Below are 17807 nucleotides of genomic sequence, written 5' to 3'. Positions count from 1 at the left end.
GCGGGCCCGGGCTCAGCCGAGCAGCTCGGCGAGGGCGCGGTCGGCGTCCAGGTGCAGGTGCTCCTCGCCCTCGGGGACGAGCAGTCGGCTGTGCCACAGGAAGCGCCGCAGGTCGGCGGTGTCGAAGCGGATCAGCGCGGTGCCCTCCGGCGCCCGCAGCTCGACCATGGTGCGCCGGCCGGACGCGGGGCGGACGTGGACGTCGCCGACGCCCGCCGGCAGCTCCAGGCCGGCCGAGAGCAGCTGCCGGGCGAAGACCCAGACGACGTCCTCCCCGCCGGGTTCTCCCGGGCCGGCGCCGTCGGCCGCCGGGTCGTCCAGGGAGAACTCGGCGGGGAAGGCCATCCGGACCGCGAACGGGTCCGCCGGCAGGTAGGTCAGGACCACCCGCAGCCGCACCGAGCGGTGGGCGGAGAGGATCAGACGGGCTTGGACGGTCTCTTCGGCGGCGGTGTGCACGGCAGGTCCCTTCGGGTCGGTGCGAGGCCGGTCGGCACGGGGAGGGTTGGGGCGGTCTCGCACTGGTGGGAGTCCCGGGACGGGCGGTGATTACCCGGTTCGGGCGCCGCGGCGGTGTGATCCGCGTCACGTCGATTTCCGGCCGCCAGGGCCCGGCGCGAGGCCCCGGCTGAACGCTCGAACAGCGTCCAACCGGTACGCTGGACCGGTTGTCCGATCGCCGCCCGACCGCGGGACGGGGCCGTAGAACCGCCTCTGACCTGCGATGATCCCCCTCGGAGACCGTGAGTACTGCCGCCGCCTCCTCGATGCCGCTGTTCTCCGACGCCCCGGAGCCGCAGGCCCCCGCCCGGACCGGCGGCCACGCCGCCACCGCCGCCTCGCACCACCTCTCCCCGGCCTTCCCCGGCCGCGCCCCCTGGGGCACCGCGGGCAAGCTGCGGGCCTGGCAGCAGGGCGCGCTGGACCGCTACATCGAGACGCAGCCGCGCGACTTCCTCGCGGTCGCCACCCCGGGCGCCGGTAAGACCACCTTCGCGCTCACCCTCGCCTCGTACCTCCTGCACAACCACCTGGTGCAGCAGGTGACGGTCGTCGCGCCGACGGAGCACCTCAAGAAGCAGTGGGCCGAGGCCGCCGCACGGATAGGCATCCGGCTCGACCCGGCCTACTCCTCCGGCCCGCTCTCCCGGGACTACCAGGGCATCGTGGTGACGTACGCGGGCGTCGGCGTGAACCCGATGCTGCACCGCAACCGGACCGAGGCGCGCAAGACCCTCGTGATCATGGACGAGATCCACCACGCCGGTGACTCCAAGTCCTGGGGCGAGGCCTGCTTCGAGGCCTTCGAGCCGGCCACCCGCCGGCTGGCGCTGACCGGGACGCCGTTCCGCTCGGACACCAACCCGATCCCCTTCGTCCAGTACGAGGCGGGCGCCGACGGCCTGCGCAAGTCCGTCGCCGACTACACCTACGGCTACGGGCACGCGCTCGCCGACCACGTCGTCCGGCCGGTGATCTTCCTCAGTTACAGCGGCAACATGCGCTGGCGCACCAAGTCGGGCGACGAGCTGGAGGCCCGGCTCGGCGAGCCGATGACCAAGGACCTGATCGCCCAGGCCTGGCGCACCGCGCTGGCCCCGCAGGGCGAGTGGATCCCGAGCGTGCTGCAGGCCGCCGACCGCCGCCTCACCGAGGTCCGCAAGGCGATCCCGGACGCCGGCGGCCTGGTGATCGCCACCGACCAGACCGTGGCCAGGGCGTACGCCAAGCTGCTGCGCGAGATCAGCGGCGAGAAGGTCACCCTGGTCCTGTCCGACGAGGCCGAGGCGTCCAAGCGGATCTCCGACTACTCGGCCGGGACGTCCCGCTGGATGGTCGCGGTCCGCATGGTGTCCGAGGGCGTCGACGTGCCGCGGCTGTGCGTCGGGGTGTACGCCACCTCGATCTCCACCCCGCTGTTCTTCGCCCAGGCCGTCGGCCGCTTCGTGCGCGCCCGCAAGCGCGGCGAGACGGCCTCGGTGTTCCTGCCGACGATCCCGATGCTGCTGGGCTTCGCCAACGAGATGGAGCTGCAGCGCGACCACGTCCTGGACCGGCCGAAGAAGGAGGGCGACGGCCTCTTCGACGAGGAGGACCGGCTGCTCGCCGAGGCCGAGCGGGCCAACGACGGGCCGGACGGCGCGGGCGGCGAGGAGTTCTCCTACGAGGCGATCGGCTCCGACGCGGTCTTCGACCGGGTGCTGTACAACGCCATGGAGTTCGGCATGCAGGCCCACCCGGGGAGCGAGGAGGAGGACGACTACCTCGGCATCCCGGGCCTGCTGGAGCCGGACCAGGTGCAGATGCTGCTGCAGAAGCGCCAGCACCGCCAGATCCAGCGCAGCAAGGGCAAGCCGGCCGAGGAGGCCGACCTGCTGGAGCTGCCGGCCGAGCAGCGGCCGGTGGTCACCCACCAGGAGCTGCGGGAGCTGCGCAAGGAGCTGAACGCGCTGGTCGCCGCCTGGCACCACCGCACCAGCCAGCCGCACGGCACCGTCCACAACGAGCTGCGGCGCCAGTGCGGCGGGCCGCTCACCGCCCAGGCCACCGCCAACCAGCTGAAGGCGCGGATCGCCAAGATCCGTGAGTGGGCGAAGTAGCCGGCCGGGCGGCCGTCGCGCAGCATGTGCCGCGGCGGCCGTCCGGGGGCGGGCCGCCGCGGCGGGCCCGCGGTCCCCTCTGTCCCGAACTGTCCGGACTTCGGACCGGGGTCGAACACATGCCCTGACGGGGGCTGCGAAATGGTGGGTTCTGTCCTGATTTGGCGGCGCCGTTGATGTCGATCACGCCCGAATTTTGGACAACCACTTCCGCCGCGACATTTCCTTCACTACCTTTCCCCCACGCTCTACCGCCGGGCAACCCCCACGGGACGGGCGCCGCAGGACCGTACGCACGTCAAGGGCGACGACGTACGGTCCCAGCGCGGCCACCCCCACCTGCGCGCGACACCGAACCCGTACCGGCGTCGCCCGCCCCGCGAGCGTCGCGGAAAGGATGCCCGTCGTGACTGCCGAGACCTCCCAGACCCTGGACCGTGGCGTCCGGGTCCTCAAACTGCTCGCCGACTCCGAGCGCGGCCTCACCGTCACCGAGCTGGCGGCGCGGCTGGCCGTCAACCGCACCGTCGTCTACCGGCTGCTGGCCACCCTGGAACAGCACGGCCTGGTCCGCCGGGACATCGGCGGCCGCGCCCGGGTCGGCCTCGGGGTGCTGCGGCTGGCCCACCGGGTGCACCCGCTGCTGCGCGAGGCCGCGCTGCCGGCCCTGCGCAGCCTGGCCGAGGACCTCGGCGCCACCGCCCACCTGACCCTGGTGGACGGCAGTGAGGCGCTGGCCGTGGCCGTGGTCGAGCCGAGCTGGACGGACTTCCACGTCGCCTACCGCACCGGGCTGCGCCACCCGCTCGGCGAGAGCGCCGCCGGCCGGGCGATCCTGGAAGCGCGCACCTTCCCCAGCCAGCGACGGCCGGAACAGGGCTTCGTCATCACCCGCGCGGAGGAGCAGTCGGGGGCGTGCGGCGCGGCCGCCGCGCTGCTCGGGCTGAGCGGGATCGAGGGCAGCGTCGGCGTGGTGATGCTCAACGGGCTGGTGCCCGAACGGGTCGGCCCCCGGGTCGTCGAGGCCGCGACCGAGGTGGCCGACGCACTGAGGTAGCGGCCGAGGTGTGTTTGGATTCCCCTTGTGTCCGACACCAAGCTCCCCGAGGCCCTGACCTCCCCGCGCACCCGCGCGCTCGCGCTCTGCGGCCTGCTGGTCACCGCGCTGTTCGGCGTGGCGGCGTTCGTCCCGCTGCCGTACACGCTCACCTGGCCCGGGCTGACCGCGGACACCCTCGGCACCTACCAGGGCAAGCCCGTGATCACCATCACCGGGGCGCCGCTGCGCACCACCGAGGGCGAGCTGCGGATGGTCACCATCTCGGCCACCAACCCGGGCGAGGAGACGACGTTCCGGCGCGCCCTGCAGGCCTGGTTCGACCGGGACGAGGCGGTGCGCCCGACCGACACCGTCTACCCGCAGGGCGACCCGGCCAAGGCCGAGCAGGTGACCGCCCAGCAGATGGCCGAGTCGCAGGACAGCGCCACCACCGCGGCGCTGGACTACCTGCACCTCTCGCCGGACCAGGTGAAGGTCAAGATCGACCTGGGTGACGTGGGCGGCCCGAGCGCCGGCCAGATGCTGGCCCTGGGCATCGTCGACAAGCTCGCCGGCGACGGCAAGGGCGGCGACCTCACCGGCGGGCTCAAGATCGCGGGCACCGGGACCATCGACGACCAGGGCGTCGTCGGCGCGGTCGGCGGCGTCCCGCTGAAGACGCAGGCGGCCGCCCGGGACGGCGCGACCGTGTTCCTGCTGCCCAAGGACGAGTGCGCGGACGCCAAGGTGAACACCCCGGCAGGGCTGCGGCTGGTGCCGGTCGGCACGCTCGGCGAGGCGGTCTCGGCGCTGGAGGCGCTGAAGAGCGGGGGGAGCGTCCCCGGCTGCTGACGCGGCGGGGCTCCGGAGGCGCCCCGGGCCGGCCTACTCGGCCGCGGCCTGGTCCACCAGCGGCAGGATGCGGTACGGCACCGGGTTCTCCAGGGCGATCGCGGTGGACGAGCGGACGATCCCGTCGAAGCCCACCACGCGGTCGATCACCCGCTGCAGGTCGGCGTTGGAGCGGGCCACGATCCGCACCATCATGTCCCCGGCCCCGGTGATCGTGTGCAGCTCCAGCACCTCCGGCACGCTCGCCAGGTGGGCGCGCACGTCGGCGCCCTGGCCCTGCGAGATCTCCAGGGTCGCGAAGGCCGTCACCGGGTAGCCGAGGGCGGCCGGGTCCACCTCCGGGCCGAAGCCGCCGATCACCCCCTTGGCCTGCAGCCGGTCGAGCCTGGCCTGCACGGTGCCGCGGGCGACCTGGAGCCGGCGCGAGCACTCCAGCACCCCGATCCGGGGCTCCTCCGCCAGCAGCCGGATCAGCCGGCCGTCCAGCGCGTCGATCGCGTCGTTCCCGCCACCCGGCCCCGCTCCGGGGCCGGCGCCGGCCGAAGCGCCTTGCGGGGCGGGGGAGTTGGGCGAGCCTGAGGAGCTCGGGGAGTGGGCGGGGGGCATCGCGGCTCCGTCCTCCGATGGGCATTCTGTACAGCGGCGCCGCCGATTCTCCCGCCCCGGCGCACAGCTTGACCAGGAGGAAACGGAACAGTTGCGCGCAGGTCGGCTCGGCGCCACCCTCCAGCCACGACCCCGTGCGCCGGGCCCCACCCCGGCGCGCGGGCCCCACGTGGTCCACGTGGTCCCGTACGCCTACCGGGAGGGCCGACATGACCGAGACCGCCGCCGAACCCGTCCTGCTCACCGCCGGCCCGGGGGAGACCGACCCCCTTCCGACGGGCCGCGCCGACGCGGTGGTCTTCGCGGTCGGCGACGCCGAGCGGGCCGCCCACCGCTACGCCGCCGCACTCGGACTGCGATGTACCGCCTACGCCGGGCCGGAGACCGGGGAGCCGGAGACGGTCTCCTACGTGCTGAGCGCACCCGGGACGCGGATCGTGCTCACCTCGCTGGTCCAGGTGATCGGCCCGCGCGGGCGGGAGCTGGCCGGGTACCTGGCCCGGCACGGGGACGGCGTGCTGGACCTCTCGGTGAGCGTGCCCGACGTGTACTACGCCTACGACTACGCGGTGGACCGGGGCGCGCTGTCGCTCGCCGAGCCGTACGAGGCGCGGGACCGCTTCGGCACGGTGGTGCTGGCGACCATCGGGGTGCCCGGCGGGACGAGGCACACGCTGGTCGACCGGTCCCGCTACGGCGGGCCGTACCTGCCCGGCTACCTGCCGTTCGAGGCCTGGTGAGGGCCCGGTGAGCCCGGACGGGGCCCGGCGGGTCCGGCGGGGCCCGGTGCGGCGGGTTCAGCGGACCGCCGTCTCCACCACGGGCGGGTGCCCGTTCCAGTAGACGAAGACCGAGTTGGCCTGCTCGCCCTTGGTGAAGTCGATCCGCATCCACTGGTCGCCGTTCCAGACCTGCATCTGCCAGCCCGGATCCGGGGTGGCGGAGACCAGCGAGGCCTTGTCCGGGCGGATGTCCAGGGCGACCTTGCCGCCCGGCACCGGGTAGCTCTTCACCGACGACGTGGGGGTCGTGGCGGGCGTGGGCCGCCGGGTGGCCGACGGGGCCCCGGCGGGGGTGGCCGCCGTGGTGGCGACGGGGGCCGGGCCGTGCGTCGGGCCGGTGCCGGCGGCGGTCGGGGAGGCCGGCGGGGCGGGCGTCCCGGTCGGGGTGCCCGGGCGGCCCGGGTCCGGGGTGACGGTCGCGGTGAACGGCGTGCCGTCGGCCGTCGGCGAGGGCAGCGGCAGCGCCGTCGGCTGCTCGAACGCGGCGCCGGTCAGCACCGCGTGCACGCCGAACCAGGACAGCGCCACCGCCGCCCCGGTGGCCGCCGCCCAGGCGCCGAGCTGTACCAGTCCGTTCCGCATCGTCCGCTCATCCTGCCGTACTCCGGGCCGGTGCGGGCGGGCACCCCTGGTGTCCCCCGGGGGAGTTGCCCGGTGTCCGGGGCCACCCCGAGGTACAGACCACTGACCGCCGATGGCGTACCGTGCAGGGCCATGGCAACAGTGCTCGTGGTCGAGGACGACCCCTTCGTACGTTCCGCCCTCATCCGGCACCTGACCGACACCGGTCATGCGGTCCGCAGCGTGGGCACGGCACTCGAGGCGCTGCGGGAGGTCGCCCAGGTCGGCTGCGACCTGGTGATCCTCGATCTGGGCCTGCCGGATCTGGACGGCAGCGAGGCGCTCAAGATGATCCGGGGCCTGACCAACGTGCCGGTGATCATCTGCACCGCCCGGGACGACGAGGCGGAGATCGTCCGGCTGCTCAACGACGGCGCCGACGACTACCTGGTGAAACCTTTCTCCGGAGAACACCTCAGCGCCCGGATGGCCGCCGTGCTGCGCCGGCTCGGCGGCGGCGCCGCCCCCGCCGCCCAGGTGCTGCGGGTCGGCGGACTCGCCATCGACCTGCAGCGGCGGGAGGCCGCGCTGGACGGGCGGGCGCTCGACCTGACCCGCCGTGAGTTCGACCTGCTGGCCTTCCTCGCCGGGCGGCCCGGCGTGGTCGTGCCGCGCAAGGAGATCCTCGCCGAGGTCTGGCAGCAGACCTACGGCGGCGACCAGACCATCGACGTCCACCTCTCCTGGCTGCGCCGCAAACTCGGCGAGACCGCCTCCAACCCCCGCTACCTGCACACCGTCCGGGGCGTCGGCGTCCGGCTGGAGCCCTCCGGGGGCCCCGCGGAGCACCGGACATGAGGCGGTTCGGACGCTCGCTGCGCTGGGCCCTGATCAAGGCCGCCGTCGCCGGGACCACCATGGTCGCGCTGGCCTTCCTCATCCCGCTCGGCCTGATGGTCCAGCAGACCGCCCGGGACCGGGCGTTCACCGCCGCCGAGCGGCAGGCCGCCGCACTCGGCCCGGCCCTCGCCATCACCACCGACCAGGACGCCATCAACCGCGCCCTGGCCAGCACCGACGCCGGCGGACAGGGCCGGATGGCCGTCCACCTGCCCGCCCCGACGGCCGCCGCCGCACCGCCCGGGGTGGGCGGCCCCGGCGGCCCCACCATCGGCGAGGCCCGGGCCGCCGCCGGCGACGTGTCCACCGCCGGCGGGCAGGGCCGCTCCTTCACCGTCGAGGTGCCCGGCGGGTACGCGCTGCTCCAGCCGGTCGCGGTGGACACCGGGCGCACCGCCGTGGTCGAGGTGTTCGTCGCCGACGGCGACCTCACCCGGGGCGTCTCCACCGCCTGGCTGGTGCTCTCCGGGGTCGCGCTCGCCCTCGTCGCCATCGCCGTCCTGGTCGCCGACCGGATGGGCACCCGGATCGTCGCCTCCGCCCGCCGGCTGGCCGGCGCCGCCCGCTCGCTCGGCGCGGGCAACCTCGCCGTCCGCGTCCCGGTGGACGGCCGGCAGGCGGCCGGCAGCCCCGAGGAACTGCGCGAGGCCGCCCACGCGTTCAACACGATGGCCGACCGGGTCGTCCAACTCCTCGCCGCCGAAAGGGAACTGGCCGCCGACCTGTCCCACCGGCTGCGCACCCCGCTGACCGTGCTGCGGCTCAACGCCGCCTCCCTCGGCGAGGGCGACGCCGCCGACGCCACCCGGCACGCGGTCTCCCAACTGGAGCGCGAGGTCGACCAGATCATCCGCTCGGCCCGCCGCGCCCCCGAGGACGCGCCCGCCGTGGCCGTCGGCTGCGACGTCGCCGAGGTGATCCGCGAGCGGGTCGGGTTCTGGTCCGCACTGGCCGAGGACGAGGGACGCCGCTGGCAACTCGCCGGCGCCGACCGGGCGGCACCCGTCCCGATCCAGCGCGCCGACCTCGCCGCCGCCGTCGACGCGCTGCTCGGCAACGTCTTCCGGCACACCGCCGTCGGCACCGCCTTCTCCGTCGACGTGCTCGCCACCGACAGCTCGGTCATCGTGCTGGTCGGCGACGCCGGCCCCGGGTTCAGCGACCCGGCCGCCGCCCTCGAGCGCGGCGCGGGCCACGGCGGCGACGGCTCCACCGGCCTCGGCCTGGACATCGTCCGCAAGCTCACCGAGTCCACCGGCGGCGACCTGGCGCTCGGCCGCTCGGCCGTGCTCGGGGGCGCGGAGATCCGGCTGCGGCTGCTGAGCCGCCCGGACCACACGGCGCAGGCGCGGCCCGTCCGGCGGCGCAACCGGGGGGCGCTGTTCCAGCGGTGACGGTGCGGCAGCCGGGGAGCTGCCGTGGGGATGCTGCGCGCCCGCCGCGGGGGCGGTGTGCAGACCGGCCCCCGCGGGCGGCCCGCGGACGGATCTTCCTTAAGCCCGCCCTAAGGGAGCACTACCCCTCGCTCAGCCCGCCGGTTCGGGCCCCGGCCCGCCGCTAGCGTCGGTCCCGCCGGTCGCCCGACCGAGCCGGGCCGGCCGCCCGGAAGTCCGTACGCACCCGTGTCCGGACGGCGGCCGACCGCAAGGCACCCGCGGAGGTAACGCGCCATGACGACCCAGCCCGACAGCCGCCGAGGCCGCCGCTGGCGCAGCCGCAAGGGCACGATCATCGGGGCCTCGGCGGTCGCCGCCGCACTCGTCGCCGGCGGCGTGGTGGTCCTCGCCTCCTCGGCCAGCGCCGCCTCGCTCGGCGCCGTCTACAGCCGCACCAGCAGCTGGGACGCCGGCTACACCGGCCAGTACCTGGTCACCAACCCGGACAGCCACCCGATCGAGGACTGGACGCTCAGCTTCGACCTCCCGGCCGGCGCGAAGATCGACTCGCTCTGGAACGCCACCTTCACCGCCGCCGGCCAGCACGTCACCGTCAGGCCGGAGGCGTGGAGCAAGCGGCTGGAGCCCGGCAGGAGCGTGGTGGTCGGCTTCGTCGCCCAGGGCGCCGGCGCCGCACAGACCGAGCCGGCGAACTGCCTCATCAACAACACCTCCTGCAAGGGCGGGGACGGCCCGGCACCCACGCCCTCCGGCCGTCCCACCGCGACCTCGACGCCCACCCCCGCGCCGACCGCGACCGCCACCGCCACCCGCACGGCCACCGCCACCCCCACGGCGACGGCCGGCCCGACCGGAAAGCCCAGCCCGACCGCCACGGCGAAGCCGACCACCCCGGCGCCGACCCCCACCCCGACCGCCACCCCCACGGCGACCGGTGTGCCCGTACCCCCGGCCGCCGGGGCCGGCTTCGCCCCGTACGTCGACACCTCGCTCTACCCGCCGTACGACCTGGTCGCCACCGCCAAGGCGACCGGCGTCAGGAACGTCAACCTGGCCTTCGTGGTCTCCGGCGGCGGCTGCGTGCCCAAGTGGGGCGGGGTCAGCGACCTGTCCGCCGACGCGGTGGCCGCCCAGATCGGCGCGCTGCGGGCGATCGGCGGCGACGTCCGGGTCTCCTTCGGCGGCGCCAACGGCAGCGAGCTGGCGCTCGCCTGCGGCTCCACCGCCGACCTGACCGCCGCCTACCAGAAGACCGTCGACGCCTACGGGCTGACCAAGGTCGACTTCGACGTCGAGGGCGGCGCGATCGCCGACACCGCCGCCAACACCCGCCGGGCCCAGGCCGTCGCCCAGCTGCAGAAGAACGCGGCCGCCAAGGGCAAGGCCCTCGACGTCTCCTTCACCCTGCCCGCGCTGCCCTCCGGCCTGACCCAGGAGGGCGTCAACCTGATCGCCGACGCCAAGAAGAACGGTGTCGCGGTCGGCGCGGTCAACATCATGGCCATGGACTTCGGCGACGGCGTCGCCCCGAACCCGCAGGGCCAGATGGGCACGTACGCGATCGCCGCGGCCACCGCCACCCAGGCCCAGGTCAAGAGCGTGCTCGGGCTGGACGACGCGGCCGCCTGGCGCAAGGTCGCGGTGACCCCGATGATCGGCGTCAACGACGTCGCCAGCGAGGTCTTCACCGTCGCCGACGCCAAGCAGCTCGCCGAGTTCGCCGGCAGCAAGCACCTCGCCTGGCTGGCCATGTGGTCCGGCACCCGGGACAAGGCCTGCGAGGGCGGCGCCAAGGCCTACGCCGACGCCACCTGCAGCAGCATCGTCCAGCAGCCGCTGGACTTCACCCGGGCCCTGGGCGCCTACACGGGCTGACCGCACCCCCGGCGCCGTCCGGGGCCCCGCCCGGGCCCCGGACCGGCGTGACCGACCTCCCCTCCCGGACCCGGCCGTCCGTGCTCCGCCCGCAACGGAGCGCGGCCGGCCGGGTCGCTTCGTCACGCTGAGTCACCGATCCTGCCCAGGCCGGGCCGCCCCGCATCCGGTATCGTCGGCGGTTGGTCGGACGGTGGACGGAGTGGACAGGTGACAGCGGTACAAGACGAGCGCAGCCCGGTGCGGACCGCACCCGACTCCGCGCCCGCCCCCCTGTCGGACCGTCTGCGGGACGCGCTCGGCACCCCCGTCCGCGCCCTGCGCGAGGCCCCCCGCCGACCGCTGCTGGCCGCCTCGGGCCTGGCCCTGTTGTCCCTGGTCGTGTACGCAGTGGTCCGTCACTTCGTCCACACCTCGATGGTGGACATGATCGTCTACCGGGCCGAGGGCGCCGCCGTCGCCAACGGCACCGACCTGTACGCGCTGCGCGTCACCGAGTGGAACCTCCCCGCGACCTACCCGCCGTTCGCGGCGATGCTGTTCGTGCCGACCACCTGGTTCCCGGTCCCGTTCCTCCGGGTCGCGATCACTCTCGGCAACCTCGGGCTGTTGGCGCTGCTGACCCACCTGTCCTTCAAGCTGGTCGGCTGGCCGCGCCGCGAACTGCGGCCGATCGGCGTGATCCTGGTGACCGGCTGCGGAGTCTGGCTCGAACCCGTCTTCACCACGCTCCGGTACGGCCAGATCAACCTCGCGCTCGCCTGCCTGATCCTCTGGGACCTCACCCGCCCGGACGGCCGCCGCAGCAAGGGCGTGGCGATCGGCATCGCCGCCGGCATCAAGCTCACTCCCGGACTGTTCGCCGTCTACCTGCTGGTCACCGGCCGGATCCGGGCGGCCTTCGTGGCCGGCTTCACCTTCCTCGGCACCTTCCTGATCGGCGCCCTCGTCCTCCCCGACGCCACCTGGGGCTTCTGGACCGAGTACCTCTACGACTCGTCCCGCGTCGGCAAGACGTACATCGTCGACAACCAGTCCCTGCGCGGCGCCCTGGCCCGACTGCTGCACGCCGCCGAGCCCGGCACCCTGGCCACCCTGGCCGGCGGGCTCGTCGCGGTGGCCGGCCTCGCCGTCGCCGCCTGGGCCGCCCGCAGCGCCCGCTGGCTGCCCCGGTCCGAGGCCTGGGGCGTCTGCTGCGCCGCCGTCACCGCCGTGCTGATCTCGCCGATCAGCTGGACCCACCACTGGGTCTGGTGCGTGCCGGTGCTCGTCCTGCTGGCCGCCGAGGCGTCCGTCGAGCACGCCCGCCCGGCCGCCGTCCGCCGACTGCGCTGGCGCGCCGCCTTCTGGGCGACGCTGGTCGCCTTCCTCTCCTTCGCCATGTGGGCGGCCAAGCCGTTCGGGGTGGCCGTGCTGCACATGGGGCCGCTGCGCCAGCTGCCCACCTCGGTCTACCCGTGGGTCGGGCTCTGCTTCCTGCTCGCCGCCGCCATCCGGATAAGGGCACGGCGGCGCTCCGCCGGTGCCCCGCTGGTCCGGCTGCCCGGGCAGCGCGGCGGTGGCGGACCGGACGCCGCCCGCGGCCGTCAGCAGGCCCCCGCGGCCCGCTGAGCCGGCGGGGGCGCCGCTCCCGTCGTGGTCCGGGCGGCCGTCGTGGTCCGGGCCGCCGGGGCGGCCGGGGCCGTCGTCGTCCGGGGTGCCGTCGTCCGGATCGCGCGGCCCGGTTGTGGCCGTCCGTGCTGCGCCGGTCCGTGCTGCAGCCGTCCTGACTGCGTCCGGCGCGGGTGCGGTCGGTGCGCGCACGCTCAGGCGAGCAGGTCGGCGAGCGAGCCGTCCATGTCCAGCGCGGCCATCTCGCTGCCCGGCGGGACCAGCCGGTGCGCCCGCTCCAGCCAGGCCGCGACGACCGGCAGCGGCGCCTCCAGCAGCGCGTCCCCGGCGGGGGAGCTCAGCGCCAGGCAGAGCACGCTGCGCCGGCCCTTGGCGGCGCCCCCGGCCGAGGGCTGGGGGGTGGTGGGCCAGATCCGCACGTCGCCCTGGCCGCAGGGCCGGAAGGTGCCCTCGACCAGCAGCTCGCGGGCGAACACCCAGGTCACCGGCGAGCCGGTGTCCAGGTGGAAGGTGATGTGCACCGCGTACGGGTCGTGGCTGCCGTAGGACAGCCGGGCCGGCACGGGGACGCTGTGCTCGGGGGAGAGCACCAGGTTGAGCTCCAGCTCGTGCTCGACGACGCCGGTGGGGCGCTCCATGATCGTCTTCCTCTCTGTCGTCGGCTGCCCGGTTCCGGGCCCGCCGATGGGGAGAGGCCGCTCCGCCGCGGTTCTTACACGGGTTACCGGGTTTTCCCCGGAAAGTTCAGCGCGAGGTGGTGAACGGCCGACCGCGCGGCGCACGGCCACCCTCGCGCGCCGGGACCGTACGGCCGCTCTTACCCCGGACGGCCCACCGCTGTCCGGGTATTCGCCAACTTCCCGTCGCCGCCCCGACGAGGCACTACCCTTTGTGACTGCCCGGCGACTGTCCGCCTATCGGTGGTGCCCGCGCGCGCCGGGAGGCTCCCGGGCGCACCGGGCGGGCGTACCGTCCCGGCCCCGCGGAAGGCCGGCCGGCCGGGCCGGAGGGCACCGGGAGCCGCCCGGAGCCGCCCGGAGCCGCCCGGGCCCAGCACGAACCGCCAGGAACCACCGGAAGAGCGCCAGGAAGCCCGCCAGACGACCCGCGAGGAAACCCGCAAGGAACCCACCAGGGCCGAGCCGCCGTCCGCCAGGACCCGCCGGCGCCGGCCAGGACCCGCCAGGAAAGAAGACCCGCCATGACGGACCGCCCCTTCGCCGCCGCCGGCGACCCGGCCGTCGGACCCGAGCCCGGTTACTACCCCGACCCCTCCATCCCCGGTTTCGTCCGCTACTGGGGCGGTGCCGCGTGGGTGCCGGGCACCAGCCGGCCCGCCCCGGCGCCGGGCGAGGTGCTGGAACCGCCCCGGTACGCGGCCCGGCGGGCCGCACCCGCGGGGGCCCGGGTGGTGCCACCTCCGGTGGTCCCGGCGGCGGTCGCGCCGGAGCCGCCCGGCGGAGGGCCCGCCCGGGCCCGGGGCGAGGACACCGGGCCGGTCTACCTGGACCAGACCACGGGCGGGGCGTCGTTCGTCCTCGGGCCGAGGGTGGCGGAGGTGATCGGCGGGCCGGTGTTCCGGACGGTCGGTCCGGCGGGGGGCGGTGCCGGGCCCGGCGAGCAGCCGGTCGCGGCCGGGCCGCCGGCCGGACCGGTGCCGGGGGGCGTGCCGTCGGTGGGAGGTCCCTCGGCGGGAGGTCTCTCGGCGGGAGGTCTCTCGGCGGGCGTGCCGTCGGCAGGTGTGCCGCCGGTCGGAGCGTTCCCGGCAGAGCTGCGGGCGGCGGGGGCGTTGGCGGAGGCGGAGCCGGCGGTGCCCGGCTGGCAGGTCGACCCGCGGGCGCAGCCCGGGCTGATGGAGACCGGCGGGTCGGCGCGCTGGGTCTCCTGGGGGGTGCTTCCGGGGGCGTCCGAGGGGGAGGAGGGGCGCGCGGAGGGTGAGCGTGCTCCGGTTGCTGCCGTCCCGGGGGGCGGCCGCCCCCCGGCCGTGGAGGTGTCGGCGCCACCGGCCGTCGCCGGGTCCGTCGTTCCGCCCGTACCCGCGGCCCGCGACGCGGAGCGCGCCACCCGGGGCGAGCCTGCGCCCGAGCCCGTGGCCGTCACCGTCGCCGAACCCGTGACCGCCCCGAAGTCCGTCACCGCCGCGAAGTCCGTCGCTGCCGCGAAGTCCGTCGCTGCGCCGAAGTCCGTCGCTGCGCCGGAGTCGGCAGCCGCCGCGCATTCCGCGGCCGCCGCGAAGTCCGTCGCCGTACCGAAGGCCGCGGTCGCGCCGACCCCCGCCGCCTCGCGGTCCGCCGCGCGCCCGGCCAGGACGGCCGCCGCCCGCCGCCGCCAGGCCCCGGCCGGCCCGGCCGGGCTCGGGCGCCGGCTGGCCGCGCGGGCGGTGGACACCGCTGTCCTGCTGGTGGTCGCCGTCGCCGCCGGCATCCCGCTCGGCGGTTCGGTCTCCGAGCACATCCGGCAGAAGCTCGACCAGGCCCGGATGGCCAGTGCCCTCACCCATCGCCAGGTCCAGGTCTGGCTGGTGGACGACGTGGTGGTGGGCAAGATCGCCGTCCTGCTCGGCATCCTGCTCTTCGTCGGCCTGCTCTACGAGGTGCTGCCGACCGCGCGGACCGGCCAGACCTTCGGCAAGCGACTGACCGGGATCCGGGTGGTGGACGCCGCCGCCACCGGTGGCCGGACCGGTCTCGGCCTCGGCCGCTCGCTGCTGCGGTGGGCCGTCCGGCTGCTCGGACTCGTGCTGCTGCTCGGGCTGGTCTGGCCGGTGTTCGACCGTGCGGCCCGGCGCGGCTGGCAGGACCTCGCGGCCCGTACCCGGGTGGTCCGCGGCTGAGCGCCGCCGGCGGCGGGCCGGGTGGCCCATTCCGGCCGCTGCCGACAAAACGGACAGAATGTGCCAAAGCGCAAGAATTCATGATGTTCTACTCGGGGGATGAGCACCCACGACCCCTCAGGCCCCCAGCCGGAGGGGGGCGGTCAGCCCTCCTCCGACAAGCAGCCCCCGCAGCCGGGCGGCGGCACGCCGGAAGGCCGCCCGTCGGACCCCGACCCGTCGTCGGCCCCACCCCCCGCCGGCGGCCCGTCCGGTGGGGGCCCGGCCGACGGCCCCGGCGCGTACGGCGGCACCTACGGCGGCCCGACGTACGGTCAGACCCCTTACGGCCAGAACCCCTACGGGCAGTCCCCCTACGACCAGCCCCCGCCCGGCTACGGCCCCGCCGGCTACGGGACCCCCGGCGCCGGACCCGTCCCCGGCATGCCGCCGCTCGGCACCTGGCCCAAGCGGATCCTCGCCCGGTTCATCGACTACCTGCTGGTCCAGGCCGTCGCCGTGATCATCGTCGCGCCCTTCGCCAGCCTCGGCGACCGCTCGGGCTCGGCGGGCTCCTTCTGGCTGGCCTGCGCCATCTGGCTGGTCTACGACGCCCTGATGGTCGGCCGGGACGGCCAGAGCCTCGGGAAGAAGGCGATGCACATCCGCGTCGCCATGCTGATCGACGGGAACGTCCCCACCCAGTCAGCCGCCTGGACCCGCTCCGCGGTCTTCATCCTCCCCGCCGTGCTCTGCTGCGCCGCCCTCTGGTGGGTCATCGACGGCCTGTTCGGCGTCTTCGACAAGCCCTACCGGCAGTGCATCCACGACAAGGCCGCGAAGACCGTGGTCGTCACCACCCTCTGACCGGCCCGGGCCGGCCCGGGCCGGCCCTGACCGGTCCGACCGGCCCGGCCCTACCGGCCCGGCCCGCGACGCCCGGCGGCGGATCAGCGCTGCCGGGCGTACTCGCGCCCGGCAGCAGCCGGGGGCGCCGCGTGCGCCGCCCCCGCAGACCGGTCGGAGCGTCCGGACACGGCCACCGCCAACACCGTCACCACGGTGCCGAGCGCCAGCGCGAAACCCACCAGCACCGCGACCTCCAGGGCGCCGGTGGCGCCCGAGACGGCCAGCAGCGCCACCGTGGCGGCGACGACGGTGAACGAACCAAGGCAGTACTGGGCGGCGGACGGACGCGGCATGACGGGGGCTCCTTCGCACGTCGGGGGGAACGGGCGGAACACTGCCGGCTCCAGGAGTCCTACCCGGCAAGGGAGTTCGGTAAGTCCAGGCTAACCCGCCGACCCGGGGGGCACAGGGGGGCGCACAGGCTCACCCGAGGGTCGTGCGCCCCTCGGTACGGTGAAGCCGACCACGCCCGCACGACCGATCCGGGGGAACCGCCCGTGCCCATCCCCGCCGACTGGCCCACCACCGAGGCCGAGGCGCTCGCCGAACAGGAACGACTGCGGCCCCTCGTCCAGGCCCACGACGACCCCTCCCGGGACGAGCCCTCCCGGGACGAGCCCTCCCGGGGCGATCTCTCCCGGGGCGATCTCTCCCGGGACGGCACCTCCCAGGACGACCCGACCGACCCCGCCGCCGGTCACCTCGTCGCCGGCGTCGACGTCGCCTACGACGACGACCACGACCTCGTCGTCGCCGCGGCCGTCCTCCTCGACCGCGACACCCTCACCGTCGTCGAACAGGCCACCGCCGTCGGCCGGATCGCCTTCCCCTACGTCCCCGGACTGCTCGCCTTCCGCGAACTCCCCGCCGTCCTCGACGCCCTCGCCGCCCTCACCCGCACGCCCGACACCGTCGTCTGCGACGGCTACGGCCTCGCCCACCCCCGCCGCCTCGGCCTCGCCAGCCACCTCGGCGTCCTCACCGGCCTGCGCACCCTCGGCGTCGCCAAGACCCCCTTCACCTTCGACCACCGCCAACCCGACGCCCCCCGCGGCTCCACGACCCCCCTCACCGACCCGGCCACCGGTGAGGAGGTGGGCCGTGCCCTGCGCACCCGGCCCGGCGTCAAACCCGTCTACGTCTCCGTCGGCCACCGCATCGGCCTCGACACCGCCGTCCGCACCACCCTCGACCTCGCCCGCCAGTACCGGCTCCCCGAGACCACCCGGCACGCCGACTCCCTCTGCCGCCGAGCCCTCGCCGAGGCCCTCCGGACCCGGACACCGACGAACTGACCATGTCCCAGGCCGAATTAGGGCCCCGGTGTGTTAGACATGACACACCGGGACCCGGGCCCGGCAGCGACCGACGGACGCACGGGGAGCGCCGCAGTGGCCACAGGAACCGGCACCACCGGCGGAGCCGGCCGGGGATACCGCGTCGAGATCGCACAACTCCGCGCCTTCGCCGCCCAGGTCCGCCTCCTCCTCGCCGAGTTCCAGCACCACGCCGACGGCACCGACACCCACGGCCGCAGCGGCCTCGGCAAGGGCGCCTTCGGCACCTTCGCCGAGGCCACCGAACTCCACGGCCGCTACGACACCATGCGCGACGGCCTGCGCGACATCCTCAACCAACTCCGACAAGCCGTCGACGACGCCCAGAAGAACGCCGAACTCACCGCCACCGGATACGAGGAACGCGACCGGAGCACCGCCCGGAAGCTCAGGCTCGGCGACGACGGCTGGTCCGTCGCCAACCCCTCCGCCACCAGCCGGGCCGCCTACGCACAGACCATCGCCCCGCCCACCCGCGACGGCGGCAAGTCCGCCCGCTAGCGCCCACCGGACGGAGACGAACCGG

General features: G+C 75.3%; 17 protein-coding genes. 12 read left to right on the top strand and 5 right to left on the bottom strand.

From position 1 onward, the window contains the following. Positions 1-12 precede the first annotated feature (12 nt). Positions 13-459 (bottom strand): SsgA family sporulation/cell division regulator, encoded by a 447-nt coding sequence (locus ACIRS1_RS18200; protein WP_360218220.1) that lies wholly within the window; start codon positions 457-459, stop codon positions 13-15. A gap of 308 nt (positions 460-767) precedes the next feature. Here ACIRS1_RS18200 and ACIRS1_RS18195 point away from each other — a divergent pair, with 308 nt between their 5' ends. The 3 genes from ACIRS1_RS18195 (at position 768) to ACIRS1_RS18185 (ending at position 4491) form a co-directional block, all read left to right on the top strand. Next, the gene (locus ACIRS1_RS18195) at positions 768-2600 is read left to right on the top strand and encodes a DEAD/DEAH box helicase (protein WP_360218256.1); all 1833 of its coding nucleotides are present in this window, start codon (positions 768-770) and stop codon (positions 2598-2600) included. Between the two features lie 406 nt (positions 2601-3006). Further along, positions 3007-3657 (top strand): helix-turn-helix domain-containing protein, encoded by a 651-nt coding sequence (locus ACIRS1_RS18190; RefSeq protein ID WP_360218217.1) that lies wholly within the window; start codon positions 3007-3009, stop codon positions 3655-3657. Positions 3658-3684: 27 nt separating this feature from the next. Then, complete coding sequence (locus tag ACIRS1_RS18185; protein ID WP_360218214.1) at positions 3685-4491, top strand: S16 family serine protease; 807 nt, start codon at positions 3685-3687, stop codon at positions 4489-4491. Between the two features lie 33 nt (positions 4492-4524). Here ACIRS1_RS18185 and ACIRS1_RS18180 read toward each other — a convergent pair whose 3' ends face one another. Then, positions 4525-5097 carry an Lrp/AsnC family transcriptional regulator gene (locus tag ACIRS1_RS18180; protein WP_360218211.1) on the bottom strand — a complete coding sequence of 191 codons (573 nt, stop codon included), beginning with the start codon at positions 5095-5097 and terminating at the stop codon, positions 4525-4527. 209 nt (positions 5098-5306) lie between these two features. Here ACIRS1_RS18180 and ACIRS1_RS18175 point away from each other — a divergent pair, with 209 nt between their 5' ends. Continuing rightward, on the top strand, positions 5307-5837 hold the full coding sequence (locus ACIRS1_RS18175; RefSeq protein ID WP_360218208.1) for a VOC family protein: 531 nt from the start codon (positions 5307-5309) through the stop codon (positions 5835-5837). Positions 5838-5894: 57 nt separating this feature from the next. Here ACIRS1_RS18175 and ACIRS1_RS18170 read toward each other — a convergent pair whose 3' ends face one another. Beyond that, a complete protein-coding gene (locus ACIRS1_RS18170; RefSeq protein WP_402840713.1) occupies positions 5895-6461 on the bottom strand; it encodes a hypothetical protein in 567 nt (188 codons plus the stop codon). A gap of 132 nt (positions 6462-6593) precedes the next feature. Here ACIRS1_RS18170 and ACIRS1_RS18165 point away from each other — a divergent pair, with 132 nt between their 5' ends. From ACIRS1_RS18165 to ACIRS1_RS18150, 4 genes are all read left to right on the top strand, one after another. Beyond that, the gene (locus ACIRS1_RS18165) at positions 6594-7298 is read left to right on the top strand and encodes a response regulator transcription factor (RefSeq protein ID WP_360218202.1); all 705 of its coding nucleotides are present in this window, start codon (positions 6594-6596) and stop codon (positions 7296-7298) included. A 17-nt stretch (positions 7299-7315) separates the two neighbouring features. Further along, positions 7316-8734 carry a sensor histidine kinase gene (locus tag ACIRS1_RS18160; protein WP_387901602.1) on the top strand — a complete coding sequence of 473 codons (1419 nt, stop codon included), beginning with the start codon at positions 7316-7318 and terminating at the stop codon, positions 8732-8734. A gap of 276 nt (positions 8735-9010) precedes the next feature. After that, positions 9011-10612: a cellulose binding domain-containing protein gene (locus tag ACIRS1_RS18155; protein ID WP_402840710.1), complete on the top strand. Its 1602-nt coding sequence runs from the start codon at positions 9011-9013 to the stop codon at positions 10610-10612. Between the two features lie 210 nt (positions 10613-10822). Continuing rightward, positions 10823-12223: a glycosyltransferase 87 family protein gene (locus tag ACIRS1_RS18150; protein WP_387901519.1), complete on the top strand. Its 1401-nt coding sequence runs from the start codon at positions 10823-10825 to the stop codon at positions 12221-12223. A 194-nt stretch (positions 12224-12417) separates the two neighbouring features. Here ACIRS1_RS18150 and ACIRS1_RS18145 read toward each other — a convergent pair whose 3' ends face one another. Beyond that, positions 12418-12861, bottom strand: coding sequence for an SsgA family sporulation/cell division regulator (locus ACIRS1_RS18145; protein ID WP_402840706.1), 444 nt, complete (start codon positions 12859-12861; stop codon positions 12418-12420). 563 nt (positions 12862-13424) lie between these two features. Here ACIRS1_RS18145 and ACIRS1_RS18140 point away from each other — a divergent pair. Next, positions 13425-15056 carry an RDD family protein gene (locus ACIRS1_RS18140; RefSeq protein WP_402840703.1) on the top strand — a complete coding sequence of 544 codons (1632 nt, stop codon included), beginning with the start codon at positions 13425-13427 and terminating at the stop codon, positions 15054-15056. Positions 15057-15155: 99 nt separating this feature from the next. Next, complete coding sequence (locus tag ACIRS1_RS18135) at positions 15156-15902, top strand: RDD family protein (protein ID WP_396317432.1); 747 nt, start codon at positions 15156-15158, stop codon at positions 15900-15902. Positions 15903-15985: 83 nt separating this feature from the next. Here the strand turns inward: ACIRS1_RS18135 and ACIRS1_RS18130 are convergent, their stop codons facing one another. After that, positions 15986-16237, bottom strand: coding sequence for a hypothetical protein (locus tag ACIRS1_RS18130; RefSeq protein ID WP_360218184.1), 252 nt, complete (start codon positions 16235-16237; stop codon positions 15986-15988). Between the two features lie 204 nt (positions 16238-16441). Here ACIRS1_RS18130 and ACIRS1_RS18125 point away from each other — a divergent pair, with 204 nt between their 5' ends. Both ACIRS1_RS18125 and ACIRS1_RS18120 read left to right on the top strand, forming a co-directional pair. Continuing rightward, positions 16442-17239, top strand: coding sequence for an endonuclease V (locus ACIRS1_RS18125; protein ID WP_402840700.1), 798 nt, complete (start codon positions 16442-16444; stop codon positions 17237-17239). 96 nt (positions 17240-17335) lie between these two features. Continuing rightward, positions 17336-17782, top strand: coding sequence for a DUF2563 family protein (locus ACIRS1_RS18120; RefSeq protein WP_402840698.1), 447 nt, complete (start codon positions 17336-17338; stop codon positions 17780-17782). Positions 17783-17807 lie beyond the last annotated feature (25 nt).

It is taken from the genome of Kitasatospora sp. NPDC101176 (assembly GCF_044768035.1).
GTDB lineage: Bacteria > Actinomycetota > Actinomycetes > Streptomycetales > Streptomycetaceae > Kitasatospora.
Note: the sequence above shows the minus strand (reverse complement) of the source record. Positions and strands in the feature narration are given on the sequence as shown.

Coding starts and splice junctions, on each gene's coding strand:
- ACIRS1_RS18195 (WP_360218256.1), top strand. CDS start 768: ATGCCGCTGTTCTCCGACGCCCCGGAGCCGCAGGCCCCCGCCCGGACC.
- ACIRS1_RS18180 (WP_360218211.1), bottom strand. CDS start 5,097: ATGCCCCCCGCCCACTCCCCGAGCTCCTCAGGCTCGCCCAACTCCCCC.
- ACIRS1_RS18175 (WP_360218208.1), top strand. CDS start 5,307: ATGACCGAGACCGCCGCCGAACCCGTCCTGCTCACCGCCGGCCCGGGG.
- ACIRS1_RS18170 (WP_402840713.1), bottom strand. CDS start 6,461: ATGCGGAACGGACTGGTACAGCTCGGCGCCTGGGCGGCGGCCACCGGG.
- ACIRS1_RS18165 (WP_360218202.1), top strand. CDS start 6,594: ATGGCAACAGTGCTCGTGGTCGAGGACGACCCCTTCGTACGTTCCGCC.
- ACIRS1_RS18155 (WP_402840710.1), top strand. CDS start 9,011: ATGACGACCCAGCCCGACAGCCGCCGAGGCCGCCGCTGGCGCAGCCGC.
- ACIRS1_RS18145 (WP_402840706.1), bottom strand. CDS start 12,861: ATGGAGCGCCCCACCGGCGTCGTCGAGCACGAGCTGGAGCTCAACCTG.
- ACIRS1_RS18140 (WP_402840703.1), top strand. CDS start 13,425: ATGACGGACCGCCCCTTCGCCGCCGCCGGCGACCCGGCCGTCGGACCC.
- ACIRS1_RS18135 (WP_396317432.1), top strand. CDS start 15,156: ATGAGCACCCACGACCCCTCAGGCCCCCAGCCGGAGGGGGGCGGTCAG.
- ACIRS1_RS18130 (WP_360218184.1), bottom strand. CDS start 16,237: ATGCCGCGTCCGTCCGCCGCCCAGTACTGCCTTGGTTCGTTCACCGTC.